The sequence below is a fragment of the Mesorhizobium sp. B3-1-7 genome, from assembly GCF_006439385.1.
Lineage (GTDB): Bacteria > Pseudomonadota > Alphaproteobacteria > Rhizobiales > Rhizobiaceae > Mesorhizobium.
Window position 1 is genome coordinate 104,167 of the sequence record NZ_VFTL01000001.1, and the last position, 12,947, is coordinate 117,113.

Annotated in this window: 11 protein-coding genes; 10 read left to right on the plus strand and 1 reads right to left on the minus strand. The window is 64.7% G+C overall.

From position 1 onward, the window contains the following. From tssJ to FJ417_RS00575, 10 genes are read left to right on the plus strand one after another with little or no spacing between them, the layout of a single operon-like run. Entirely contained in the window at positions 1-453 is a 453-nt protein-coding gene (tssJ, locus tag FJ417_RS00530; RefSeq protein WP_140782103.1) for a type VI secretion system lipoprotein TssJ, read from the plus strand. Between the two features lie 43 nt (positions 454-496). Further along, positions 497-1,831 carry a type VI secretion system baseplate subunit TssK gene (gene tssK, locus FJ417_RS00535; protein ID WP_140643169.1) on the plus strand — a complete coding sequence of 445 codons (1,335 nt, stop codon included), beginning with the start codon at positions 497-499 and terminating at the stop codon, positions 1,829-1,831. Positions 1,832-1,835: 4 nt separating this feature from the next. Further along, positions 1,836-3,158, plus strand: coding sequence for a type VI secretion system protein TssL, long form (gene tssL, locus FJ417_RS00540; RefSeq protein WP_140782104.1), 1,323 nt, complete (start codon positions 1,836-1,838; stop codon positions 3,156-3,158). Position 3,159: 1 nt separating this feature from the next. Further along, positions 3,160-6,702: a type VI secretion system membrane subunit TssM gene (tssM, locus tag FJ417_RS00545; protein WP_140782105.1), complete on the plus strand. Its 3,543-nt coding sequence runs from the start codon at positions 3,160-3,162 to the stop codon at positions 6,700-6,702. Next, complete coding sequence (tagF, locus tag FJ417_RS00550) at positions 6,684-7,226, plus strand: type VI secretion system-associated protein TagF (protein WP_140782106.1); 543 nt, start codon at positions 6,684-6,686, stop codon at positions 7,224-7,226. Before tssM ends, tagF begins: the two co-directional genes overlap by 19 nt. Continuing rightward, positions 7,226-8,290 carry a DUF2169 domain-containing protein gene (locus FJ417_RS00555; RefSeq protein ID WP_140706175.1) on the plus strand — a complete coding sequence of 355 codons (1,065 nt, stop codon included), beginning with the start codon at positions 7,226-7,228 and terminating at the stop codon, positions 8,288-8,290. Before tagF ends, FJ417_RS00555 begins: the two co-directional genes overlap by 1 nt. 50 nt (positions 8,291-8,340) lie before the next feature. Continuing rightward, a complete protein-coding gene (locus FJ417_RS00560; protein ID WP_140782107.1) occupies positions 8,341-9,357 on the plus strand; it encodes a beta-ketoacyl synthase N-terminal-like domain-containing protein in 1,017 nt (338 codons plus the stop codon). Beyond that, the gene (locus FJ417_RS00565) at positions 9,357-10,307 is read left to right on the plus strand and encodes a DUF4150 domain-containing protein (protein ID WP_140706179.1); all 951 of its coding nucleotides are present in this window, start codon (positions 9,357-9,359) and stop codon (positions 10,305-10,307) included. The genes FJ417_RS00560 and FJ417_RS00565 overlap by 1 nt, the downstream gene beginning before the upstream one ends. 13 nt (positions 10,308-10,320) lie before the next feature. Continuing rightward, positions 10,321-10,878 (plus strand): SMI1/KNR4 family protein, encoded by a 558-nt coding sequence (locus FJ417_RS00570; RefSeq protein WP_181175419.1) that lies wholly within the window; start codon positions 10,321-10,323, stop codon positions 10,876-10,878. 13 nt (positions 10,879-10,891) lie between these two features. Next, entirely contained in the window at positions 10,892-11,839 is a 948-nt protein-coding gene (locus tag FJ417_RS00575) for a type VI immunity family protein (RefSeq protein WP_181183122.1), read from the plus strand. A 24-nt stretch (positions 11,840-11,863) separates the two neighbouring features. Here the strand turns inward: FJ417_RS00575 and FJ417_RS00580 are convergent, their stop codons facing one another. After that, the gene (locus tag FJ417_RS00580) at positions 11,864-12,946 is read right to left on the minus strand and encodes a hypothetical protein (RefSeq protein ID WP_140706186.1); all 1,083 of its coding nucleotides are present in this window, start codon (positions 12,944-12,946) and stop codon (positions 11,864-11,866) included. Position 12,947: the final 1 nt, after the last annotated feature.

A 12,947-nucleotide genomic window follows, 5' to 3' on the forward strand; every position in this document is an offset into this window, starting at 1 on the left:
ATGATCGACAGACGCGAATTCATCATTGCCATCGGCGCCACGGGGCTGCTTGCGGCTTGCCAGAGCGGCCCGCCGAAACCATCGGTCATCTCCGTCAACGTGACTGGCGGCGCCGGCATGAATCCGGGACCGGGCGGCGACGACCGACCGGTGACGGTGCTGGTGATGCGGCTTGCCAGCACCGGCAAGTTCAACTCGGCGGATTATTTCGCGCTGCAGGGCGATGCCGGCTCGGCGCTCGGCGCCGACCTCATCGGCTCGGACGCGATCTCGGTTGCTCCGGGCAAGACGGCGGCAAAAACCATCACGGTCGAACCGAACGCCACCGCGCTCGGCTTCGTGGCGCTGATCCGCGAGCCTGGCGGACGCAACTGGCGCACGACCAAGTCGGTGTCGCCGGGCTCGAAATTCACCATCAACGTCAGCCTCGGCAAGGGCGGCATCTCCGCTTAGCAACGTGGCAACCAGGCGGCAGGGCAGTGCAGAGAGTAATGGCATGAGCGACGCAAACAGGGTGCTGTGGTCGGAGGGCCTGTTTCTCAGGACCCAGCATTTCCAGCAGCAGGACCGGTTCTTCGAGGGGATGGTGCGCGGCGCCTTGCAGGCCGGCCAGCTCCATACGTTCGGCTTCCAGCAGCTGACGCTCGACCAGTCGCTGCTCGATGCCGGCCAGGTCTCGATCGTGTCCGCCCGGGGCATCTTCCCGGACGGCACGCCCTTCTCCATCCCGGAACTGATGGACGCGCCGAAGCCGCTGCCGGTCACGGCCGACACCGGCGCCGGGCCGGTGCTGGTGGCGTTGCCGCTCGAGCCGCCCGGCGGCGTCGGATTCGATCCGGCGCATGCCGCATCGACGGGCGCGCGCTACCACGGCAAGATCGTCCCGGTGCGCGATGCCGTGCAGGGCGGCGCCGATCCCGAGGAAATCGAAATCGCCCGACCGCAAGCGGTGCTGCTGGCGCCCGGCAAATCGGTCGGCGGCTACACCGCGCTGCCGGTCGCCGACATCACGGGCGTGCGCGCCGATGGCGGCGTCTCGCTCGACCAGTCCTTCCTGCCGCCGACGCTGATCACCGGCGCCGTCCACTGGTATCGGCAATTGCTGCAGGAGGTCGTCACCGGCCTCGACCAGATCGCCGAGGCGCATGGCAAGATGGTGATGGGCGGGGCCGGGCGCAGCGTCGAGGACCTTTTGATGCTGCACCTCGCCAACGCCGCGCGGCCACGCCTTGCCCATATGCTGGCCCAGGATGTCTTCCATCCGGCCGAGCTTTATCTTGAGCTTGCCGGCCTCGCCGGCGAGATGGCCACCTACGGCTCGAGCTCCAGGCGGCTCGGCGAACTGCCGGCCTACGATCACATGGCGCCCGGCCCCGCCTATATGGCGCTGGCCGACGCGTTGCGTTCGCTCATCCTCAGCCTGCGCTACATCGAGCCGAAATCGCGCGCGCTGCCGGTCATGCGGCACGCGACCAATGTCTGGAAGGTGCGCATCGACAACCCGAAGCTTTTGGTCGCCAGCCGTATTGTCATCCGCGTCGGCTCCGAGCTTTCGGAAGACGCGCTGCGCAAGATCTTCGTCAATCAGGCGACGGTCGGATCCGCCGACCAGTTCGAAGGGCTGTGGAAGTCTCGCCTGCCGGGCATTCCGCTGAAACCGCTTCATTCGCAGCCGCGCGAGATCCCTTATGACGGCGACCGGCTGTGCCTGGAGCTCGACCAAAAGAGCGAGCATTGGGCCTCGCTGCTCGACGCCCCCGGCTTCGTCATCGGCGTTTCCGGTGTGCTGCCGAGCGAGCCGCAGGTCGACTGCTATTCGGTGAACAGGTGAGGCCATGAGCCGGGATGATCCTTTCGGACTGTCGGAGGATCGCGAGCGCACCCGCATCCGGCTGACCGGCGCGGCGCCCCGGCCGATGGCGCCGCTGGCGCCGGGCGCGCCGGTCAAACGGGCGCGCTCCCATCCCAATACGCTGATCAACATCTTCGCGCCGCTGCTCGAATTCGCGCCGGAGCTCGAAAGCGCGCTGGCGCCGGAGAATCCGGAAGTCATGCGCACGCGCCTGCTCGACGAGCTGGTGCGGGCCCGTGACGCGGCGGTTGCGGCTGGTTCATCGCTGGAGCGCGCCGACCAGGCCGCCTGGGCAGTGGCGGCGCTGCTCGACGATCTGGCGCTTAACACGCCGTGGGGCGGCGCCAGCGCCTGGCCGCGCCAGCCGCTGGTCGTCATGTTGCGCGGCGACGTCGATGCCGGCACACAGTTCTTCACGCGGCTCGACGAGCTGGAGCGGCATCCCAACCGCGACCGGGAAATGCTGGAGCTGCAATATTATTGCCTCGCGCTCGGCTTCCGCGGCAAGTATCGCGTGCCCGGCCGCGCCGGCGACCGGTCGTTGAATGCCGTGCGTGTGGCGGCGGCGCGCTTCCTGCGCAACGCGGACGCGGAGGACGCGCCACTGTCGCCGAACTGGAAAGGCGTAATCGCCTCCGACGAGCCGCAGCGCTTCATCGTTCCGATCTGGGTGATGGCGCTTGCGGCGATCGTCGTCGCCGCGGCTGCCTATATCGGCCTGTCGATGGGCCTGAGCAGCCAGGCGGTCGAGCTCTCGGCGCTGGTGCGCACGCTGCCGCCGGCCTCGCGCGGCGACGTCACCCGCGCCGCGCCACAGCAAGATGCGCCCGAACCGCCGCAGCCCGTCGATTTCGCGCTGCTGCCCGAATTCAAGGCCGAAGCGCCGGACAACCTCAAGGGGGCGCTGAGCGGCACGGAGAGCGTCTCGCTGGCCAAGCTGATCGTCCAGTCCTCCAATCCCGAGCTGTTCCAGTCCTCGCGGCCGACGCTGACGGAAGGGTACGAGCCGTTGATCGCAGCGATCGCCAAGGTGATCCTGGACAACAAGGAGCTGATCGGGAAAATCACCGTCGTCGGCCATACCGACAATGTGCGCCTGCAAAAGTCCAATCCGTTTGCCAGCAATCAGCGTCTGTCGGAAGCGCGCGCCGAAACCATAGCCAAGCTTCTGGTGCAGGCCGGCGTGCCGCAAGAGAGCATCTCTTCCGAGGGTCGCGCCGAAACCGATCCGGTGGCCGACAACTCGACGCGCGAAGGCCGCGCGCTCAACCGGCGCGTCGAGGTTCTGGTCGAGAAGAGGCTCTGAGATGTTCATCCTGCGCTTCCTCTGGGCCGTCATCACCTCGCGATTCCTATGGACGCTGATCGGCATCGCGCTGCTTTCGCTGTTGATCTGGGTGTTCGGCCCGATCGTGCAGGTCGGCCCTTACGCGCCGTTCGAATCCGACAATGTGCGCATTGCCATCATCGCCGGGCTGATCATCCTGTGGCTGATCTGGCTGATCGTCGCGCAACGCCGCGCGATCCGCGCCAACCGCATGTTCGTCGCCGAGATCGCGGCGCCGGTCGCCGAAAAGCAGCTTACGCCCGGCGAGGAGAGCGTCGCGGCCGTCGGCGCCAAGTTCGGCGAGGTGATGGCCGAGCTCAAGCGGCGCAAGCTCGGCGGCAGAAAATTCCTGCGCGAGATGCCCTGGTATGTGATCGTCGGGCCGCCGGCGACGGGCAAAACAACGGCATTGCGCCAGTCCGGTCTCAATTTCCCGATCGACCTCACCGACGATCTGCAGGGCGTCGGCGGGACGCGCAATTGCGACTGGTTCTTCTCGGAGAACGCGGTGCTGATCGACACAGCAGGCCGCTACGTCCAGCAGGAAAGCCAGCCGGATGTCGATGCGACGGAATGGCTGGGCTTCCTCGATCTGCTCAAGAAGCACCGGGGCCGGCGTGCGCTCAACGGCGTCATCGTCGCGCTGTCGATCGACGCGCTGTCGGAGGGCGACGAGGCGATCAAGGCGCATGGCAGAAAAATCCGCCGGCGGCTGGCGGAGCTCAACGATCGGCTGGAGATTCGCCTGCCCGTCTACCTGATGCTGACCAAGGCCGACCTGATCAAAGGCTTCGAGGCCTTTTTCGGCGGCCTGTCGACAACCGCGCGCGAACAGGTGTGGGGAACCACTTTTCCGCTCGACGCACGTGTCGACCCCGGCACGATCCAGACGGAACTCGCCAGGCTGGCCTCCGAGCTGGAGCGGCGGCTGGTGCCGCGGCTCGAGGACGAGGACAAGCTCGGCCAGCGCGCCGAGATCTTCCGTTTCCCGGCGCAGCTCGCGAGCCTCTCCGAGCCGATCCAGGTGCTGGTCGAGTCGATGTTCGGCGAAAGCCGCTACGAGGAGGCCGCCTGGCTGCGCGGCCTCTATCTGACCTCGGCGACGCAGGAAGGCGCGCCGATCGACCGGCTGACCGCCGCCCTTTCCTCATCCTTCGGACTGCCGCCGCGCCGCGCCATGCCGGCGGCGCGCGTCGAGAAACGCAGCTTCTTCCTCAGGAACCTGCTCACCGAAGTGATTTTCAAGGAAGCCGGCCTCGGCACGTTCGATCCGCTGGCGCAGCGCCGCCGCGCCTGGATCTGGCGCGGAGCCGCCGCCGCCTGCGCGCTCGCCGCCTTGCTCGCCGGCGGACTGTTCACCTGGTCCTATCTCGACAATCGCAATGCGATCACCGAGCAGGCCGGCCAGTTCGAGGCGTTGCAGCAGCCCCTGACCGACGTCGCCGCCATGCCGGCCGCGGTCGAGCAGCCGACCATGGACGGCGCGCTGGCGGCGATGGACGCGGTGGCGACGGCCCGCACCGCACCGCCGGACGCGATCCACAACCTGCTCGGCCCGACGGCTTCGGCCGAGCTGGTGCGCGCGCAGACCGATACCTACGACCATGCGCTGCGCAACGTGCTGGAGCCGCATATGGTCGCGCTGCTGGAGGCGACGATGTGGCGGCAGATCCGCGATCCGGATTTCATGCTCGGCGCGCTGAAGACCTACCGGATGATGACAGGCCTGTCGCAGATGGACACCGATTTCGTCCAGAACTGGTGGGTGAACAGCCTGCCGCAATTCGCGCCTGCCGCCCCCTTCCCAACCGCCGACGCCGAAGAGCACCAGCTTGCCGCGATCCGCCGCATGGCCGTCGACGACAGCTACATCGCGCCGGACAAGGAACTGGTCGCCGAGGCGCTGAAGACGGTGTGCACGATCTCGCTGCCGGAGCGCGCCTATAAGCAGCTTCTGGCCGACACGGAAGTGGCGGCGGTCAAGGAATGGGTGCCGGCCAATTTTGCCGGGCCGAACGGCGCCAAGGTGTTCGCGCGCCGTTCCGACAAAACGCTGCGTGTGGGTGTGCCGGGCCCCTACACCTATGCCGGCTTCCACGACGCGATCCTCGACCGGGTCGAGGATGTCGCCGGACAGGCAGCGCTCGACCGCGCTGTGTTTGCCGGCGGCTGCTCCGAGAATTCGGAGACGTCGGTCTCGGCGCTGTCGGAAGACATCCTGAAGCTCTATTACGACGACTATATCGCGCAGTGGGACTCGTTCCTGCGCGACATGCGGCTGGCGCCGCTGACCGACCTCAACGTCGCCAGCGAGAACCTCAAGGATCTTTCCAGCGCCGACTCCGCGCTGAAGCGCCTGCTGACCGCGGTGGTGCAGGAGACCGACCTGACCCGTTCGGACGATGCGGCGGCCGACGACAAGAGCGGCGGCGCCGCCAAGACCGGCTCGAAGCTCTTGAGCAAGCTCGGAAAGCTGGGCAAGGTGGTGAAGACCGGCGCGAAATTGCTGCCTCGCGCGGGCTCGGCCGACCAGGTCGACATGACCGGCAGCCTGGTGGCCGAGCATTTCAAGCCGCTCAAGGGCACGATCGCCCAGGTCGACGGCCAGCCGCCGGCGCTCGACGCCGCCGTCGTGGCGCTGACGGCGCTGTCCAATGTGCTGCAGACCGTCACCGCCAATCCCGACCCGCAGGACGCCATCAAGAAGCAGGGCGGGCTGGCCGAGCTGACAGGCGCGGTTGCGAGACAAGCGCAGATCCTGCCCTCGCCGATCAACGACTGGCTGGGCGGGATTGCCGGCGACACCAGCGGCCTGTCGCAGAAAGCCGTCACCAACGAGCTCAACGCCATCTGGCGGGCGGACATCCTGCCCTTCTGCCAGGCCGCGCTCAACAACCGCTATCCGTTCAGTCCGGAGAGCGCGGTCGACGTCAACGTGCGCGACTTCCAGCGCCTGTTCGGGCCGACCGGGCTGATCGACGCCTTCACCAACGACCACCTGATCAACTACGTCGACACCGCCAGCGAACCGTGGAAATGGCGCGCCGATTTCGGCCTGGACCCGGCGGCGCTGGCGGCGTTCGAGCAGGCGCGCCACATCCGCGACGATCTCTTCCCCGGCGGCACCGGCCCTGTGATGAATTTTACGCTGGAGCCGAAGGACCTGTCGCCCAACGTGGCGCGGGTGACGCTCAACCTCGATGGCCAGAACCTCGTCTACTACAACAACGCGACAAGGCCGCAGCCGATGACATGGCCCGGCAAGGACGGCACCGGCGTGATCTCGCTCGCCTTCCAGCCGGTCGACGGCTCGCCTGAGATAATGCTCAACGAGACCGGCAGCTGGGCGTGGCTGAGAATGCTGCGCGGCGGCCGCTTCAACGCGACCAAGCTCACCGACGTCTACAGCCTGCGGCTCGGCACCAAGGGGATGTGGGCCGATTTCGAGCTCAAGGCGGCCAGCGTCGAGAACCCCTACACGCTCGAAATGTTCAAGAAGTTCACATGTCCGCCACAGATCTGAACCTGCCCGGCTTTTACGGCAAGATGCCCGCCGCTGGCGATTTCGTGACGCGGCGGCTGCCGGGCGATTTCGTGCGCGTGTGGGACCGCTGGCTGGCGCAGCACATCGTGCCGCTGTTCGGGGTAGAGACCTGGCCGGCAAGCACGGCGCTGCGCTTCCTTAGCGGCCCTGGTGCCTTCGGCGGCTCGGCGGGCATCGTGTTGCAGAGCGCCGATCGGGTCGGCCGGCAATTTCCATTGAGCGTCGTCGCAAGGCTCCCGGACGCGCCGCTGAAGTTGGCTTATTGCGATGGCTGGTTCGATGACATCGAGAGCGCAGCCTTCGCCGCGCAGCGGGGGGAGCTGGCGCCCGGCGAGCTCGACGCGGCCGTGGCCGCCATGCCGGTTCCGCTTGTCGAAGGCGAGGGCGATGTCGTCGACGACCTGGTTATGTGGACCGCGCATACGGATATTTTCGACGTCGATCCGCAGGCGCCGCAATCGACGCTGGAGCAGATCTTCGCCGCTAGTTGGGAGACCAGCTGATGTGGCAGGTCGAGAACGATACGCCGTTCATAGCAAGCGGGCTCTGGACCAGAGGCCGGGACGGAGGCGAGGTCTGGATGGTCGCCGTACGATGCAGCCTGCGCGTCAATCCGGATGGGACAACGGCTGTCGCCGATGAACAAGAGCCTCCGGTCGTGGCCCCCAAATTCGGCATCGGGCCGGGCGCCGGCAGTCTGGTGTACGATTCCGATTTCTACCTGACGAAACCGACGACCGACGTGCTGCTGCGCGGCCATGCCTACGCTGTTGGGGACAAACCCGCGACGTCCGTGGACGTGAGTTTGAGAATAGGTGACCTGCAAAAATCTCTCCGAGTCACCGGGGATCGCGTCTACCAGCACTCAGTGTCCGGTGTCAGTGTCGGATCGCCGCAGCCTTTCATGCGCATGCCGCTGGTCTACGAGCGCGCGTATGGCGGGTGCGAGCCCGATCCGGTCAAGGATCCGGAGCGGCCCCACTTCGATCAATACAACCCAGTCGGGACCGGACTGGTGCCCGTGCCCGGCAAGATCGCTCCGAATATTGAAACCTTGGGCTCTAACGGTGGCAGCAAGGCGGCCGGCTTCGGACCGATCCCCGCGCATTGGCGCCAGCGTGCCCAACACGCCGGCACCTATGATGAAGCGTGGCAGAAAAATCACTTCCCGCTCTATCCGTTCGACCTGGATGACCGCTTCTTTCTTTGCTCTCCCGAGGACCAGCGACCGAAACATTTCTTCCGAGGGGGAGAGCCTGTGGAATTGCTGAACCTGACGCCGGCCGGGCGGATGGCGTTTCTTTTACCTCGCCTCGCCTTCCGGTTTGAGACGGATATCAAGGGCAAGCCACGCATCACGCACCGAGGGACCCTGCACACCGTCATAATCGAGCCGGACGTGCCGCGGGTGGTGCTGGTCTGGCGAACGTCGCTGCCGGCGCATGCCAATGTGCAGCGGCTAGACCGGACGCGCGTGAGCCTGTTGTCGGTGACGAACGCACACCCGCGCTCGGTCCCATCCGGGATCGATGAGAGTTGGCGCGATCCTGATGAAGAAGGTGGTTAAGGGCGGTGAGAGTGGCGCTTATCGGATCAGGAGCCCGAACGGCCGTTGGCATGACAGCAGCGGCGACAGCTGCCGCCGTGCGTGCCGGTATTGCCGGTTTCGGCGAACATCCTTTCGTGGTGGACACTGCCGGCAAGAGCATGATCGTGGCCCTGGCGCCATACCTCGACATAGATGTGAGGGGAGCGGCCCGGTTAGCGGAACTGGCGGCGCCCGCCGCAGTAGAGGCCGTCGGACCTTTATCAGCGCCTTGGGCCGGCGAACTTCGGGTTTCCCTATTCGTCGGCTTGCCGTCTGCCCGACCGGGCCGCGAAAGTGACGTGGCCACCATCGTCGTCGACCGGCTGCGCGAGGAACTGGCTCCTCTGTGCCACATCGAAAAAACCATCGTCATCGAATCCGGGCACGCTGCCGGAACGATGGCGATCGAAAGGGCGTGGCAGGCGGTGCGGTCGGGCGCCTGCGAGTTCGCGCTGGCAGGTAGCGTCGATTCCTATCTGGAGCCGGAAACGTTGGAATGGCTGGAAGAAAACGATCAGGTTCACTCGGCCGGGGCGGAGAACAATCCCTATGGTTTCATCCCCGGTGAGGCCGCGGGGTTTGTTTTGCTGACGACCACAGCCGCGGCGCAAACATATCAACTCTCAGCAGCGCTAGAGCTCATGTCAGTTGCCATCGCCCGCGAAACCAACCTGATCAAGACCGATACCGTGTGCACCGGCGAAGGCCTGCTGGCGATGTTTCGAATCCTGGCCGGCGACCCGCCCGCAATCAAGGTAGACCATTTGTATTGCGACATGAATGGCGAGCCTTACCGTGCGGATGAGTTTGGCTTTGCGAGCATCCGCGCGGCCGAGCTGTTCCGCGCGCCCGACGCCTTTACGGCGCCGGCGGATTGCTGGGGCGATGTGGGGGCGGCTTCCGGACCGCTGCTGCTCATGCTGGCCGAGGAGGCCACCAGGAAACGCTACGCCGCAGGACCTGTCCTGGCGGCATTCACGAGTTCGGAATCGGGCGAACGCTGCGGGTTTCTCGCCCACGCCCGCACGGAGGCACAGGCGCGCTGATGTCGGTAACGGTCAAGGTCAACGGCACGATGAACGGAATCGTCCACAAGGGCAGCTCCGACTTCGCGATGAGCACGGCTCCCGACGTGTGCAAGACACCCAGCCCCGGCGGACCAGTGCCTATCCCATACCCCGTTATCATTTCAAACGCCAGCGACCTGGCTAATGGCACCACAACTGTCACGGCGGACGGCAACTCCTGCGCGATCAAGGGCTCTGAACTCAGCCGCTGCTCGGGCGATGAGGCTGGAACCGCGGGCGGCGTCGTGTCGAGCACTTTTATGAAGGAGGCGACGTGGATCACGTATTCCTTCGATGTGAAGATGGACGGGGCAAACGTCTGCCGGTTCAGCGACAAGCTGAAGATGAACCACGGCAACACGATCTGTATGGCAGGCATTATCCCAGACGTATGCAAAGCCGGCAGCAATCCGCTGATTATCAAATGCTCCGACTACAAAGAGGAACGGAACAAAGAGAAGCGTGAATGCGACATAAAATGCATGTGCGCCAAATGCCTGGCAATGAACAAGCAAGGCGATTTTCGGCGTCAGGCTTCGCACGCGCCGCGGTCGGGCGGGCGAAAAAGCTTGCGCAAACTCGGCAACGCGGGGGCCAACGCCTATCGCAAGGCGCTGACCGACCAGCTCCCCCCCAAAGGCACCGCCAAGCCCGACGACATCAAAGACAACTTCGTCCACAAATGCGCGCATGACAGATGGAAGGATCAGGGAGCCAAACCCAACCTGCCGGGGATGAGCCCCGATCACATGAAGGAAATTCAGGTGGGCGGTGCGACCAAGGACTTCGCGAACCTTAGGATGATGCCGTCAAAACCGAACGAATGGATTGGTTCGAAGATGAGGGCCTTCAAGACCACCGATTTTACCTACGCGAACGGGAAAAAGGTCAAGGCACACACGGGCGTCACGCTCGATTGCTGCAAATAGATGGATGGGAACGATGGCCAAGGATATCCGTGCACGGCTACAGGCTCTGGTCTCGAAACTATATCAGGCCCGGGAAGAGTTCTACCAGGTGGCGTTTGGTCAGTCAGCAGATCAAGTCCTCGGGCCACCTGCCTCCGAGCAGCAGCTACAAGCCTTGGAACGCAGCCTCGGTTACGCGCTGCCTCCAAGCTATCGCGAGATGCTGCTGCTGCACGATGGCTGGATAGCCCTGGAGGACGAAGCCGACCTCTTGTCCCTGGCACAGCGCCATGAGGAGGAAATTCGTGACCGCGTCAAAAGCTTCAAGAAAATGATGCGTGAGGGAGAAGACCCTTACAATCCGGATAATCTGCTGATCGTCGGCGGCGCGGATACCACCTTTGTCGTTTACCTCGACATCGACACCCGCCGGGCCGACGGCGAAATGGATGTCGTGGAATACACCTACGAAGAGGGAGAATTGGCCCGACATAAGGACATGGCTGCATATCTCAAGAGCAATTACGACGAGGTGCGCGAGTGGATCAAGGACGAGAAGGGGGCGGACGCCGGTCCGGACCCCAAAGAGTAACCAGGGATTCCAGATGACGTCTCCCGCCCTCCTGACACTGCCTTCCCCCGGAGATCTCGACTCTCCCCTGCTGGAGATCGGGCTCGACCTCACTATCTATGCAGAACGCCTATCGGTACCTCAATGGGAGGCGGTTCTCGATATCTACCGAAAATACGCGCCGGCAGACGTCTGGACGAAGGTTAAGGCCTCTCCCGATATCGGCTTCAGCAGGCTGCCTGCCGGCAACTATATCAACGCTCCGCTTTCGGATGGCGCAACCTTTCCGTTCCTGCACCGGATCCGTCATCGGACCATCCGAGGATGGCGCACGGAATTTCGCATCTGGGACGGCAAGCTCTCGCAAAGCTGGAGCGCCTGCATATACCGCCTCGCGCATCAGGCCAACGAGCCGGAGCACGCCTTCTACCGGTTTCTCTTTCCCTGGGACACGGCACCGGCTCTGGTGGCAAGCCTGGCCAACGAAGTGGGAAAACACATCCAATATCTGTCCGGCCATGCCGGATTTTGTCACCTGTACGATCCCTACTTCAAGGCAGCCGCTTTCGCCCAGATTTTCCCGTGGGCGAAACGCTACTGGGCTGTCGATGTCGAGGATTTGAACGCGGCTTTGCCGTTCATGCACAACGGCATGAAGGCAATTTCCTGGCTCACATTCATCGGCGCCAAGTTCCTGGCCGATCCAAAACTCGCGCGCCAGCGACAGTCGTTGAAGACGATACCCGGCGCGGTGCTCAAGCCCTGCGGGTCCGGCGCACTGCTTCAGCTCGGGGAGAAGCCCATCCTGGGCGACCGACACCGCCGGGAACCTGAACTGGCCTCCTATTTCACGGCCGGGTCTCTCCTCGATCCGGTATTGCTGACGGACATCACCGAATTCGAAGGACCGTTCGCCGAGAGGGCCTGCACAGTGGACTGGATCCATCGATTTGCCGCGCCGAGCGCCTGGACGTCCGCATAACCTCGTAACCGTGACCCGGCTCAGTCAGCCAAGCAGGGCAGCCGCCCTTCCCCAGGCCTCCACCTTGTCGGCCACCGGCACATTCGGGCCGAAATCTCCGAAATGGTCCTCGAATGCCTGGCCGATTTCCGCGGGCTCGAGCGTGAAGAGATCCGCGTTGCGCGCCTCCGGAAAAAGCTCGAGCAACGCGCCGCCCGCCGCCACGGCGAGCGCAGGATTGCGCATCTGATGAATAAGCCAGTTCAGGATCGTGCGGTCACCCAGCATGCCGGCCCCGCGCACGGCAAGCGACGCGGTGTCAGGCGACTTCAGCAACCCGCCCATCCAGGCGCGGACATCCTTGTCCGGCCCGATCTTCACAATGGTGCGCAAGGCAATCAGCGCGTCGGGTCCGTTAGCCAGGACCTGTTTGTGCAGTTCGGGCTTTGCCAGAGCGGCGTGACCGAGTTCGTTCAGCGCCAGGGCGCTGGAAAGGCGTACCGCCTCATATTGCGATTCCAGGGCGGCAGCGATCTCGCGCACTAGGTCGGCGCGCCTCGCCTTGCCGGCAAGGCGCAGGCTTGTTGCGCACACGCGCATATCTGGATCGCGGACAAGGCGGACCAGGACGTCCTTGGGATCCACGCCGTGTTCCAGGCATGCGGCAACCGCGAGATAACGCTTGAACCCATCCTCGGACGCGATCCAGTTGCGCACCAGCGGTCCGATCGCCTTGGCGTCATGCCATGCAAGTGCGCCCACCAGCCCGTGCACTTCGTCGTCCCGTGTGCGGCCCAGCTCCACGGCTTCGAGAATACGTCGCCCATCCGTCTGTTCTATTGCCGTCCAGCCATAGACGAACAGTTCGCCCCTCTCGGGAAAGTCATCATAGGCTGCGGTGATGAATGGCCAAGCGGCAGCTCCGGCGACGCGCACACCGTCCAGATTAGCCTCCAGTCGCCGGTCGATACCCACGATGGCTTTCTCGTCCGGCGGCTTCTGGGCCGCCAGCATGTCGCGCTGCGCCCAGAGGAATGCGGCCTGCTCGACGTGCTGGCGTACGATATCGGGGACGATCTGCTCTTGCGCCGCGATAGGCGGCCGGTTCAATTTCGCCGCGCCCGCCATC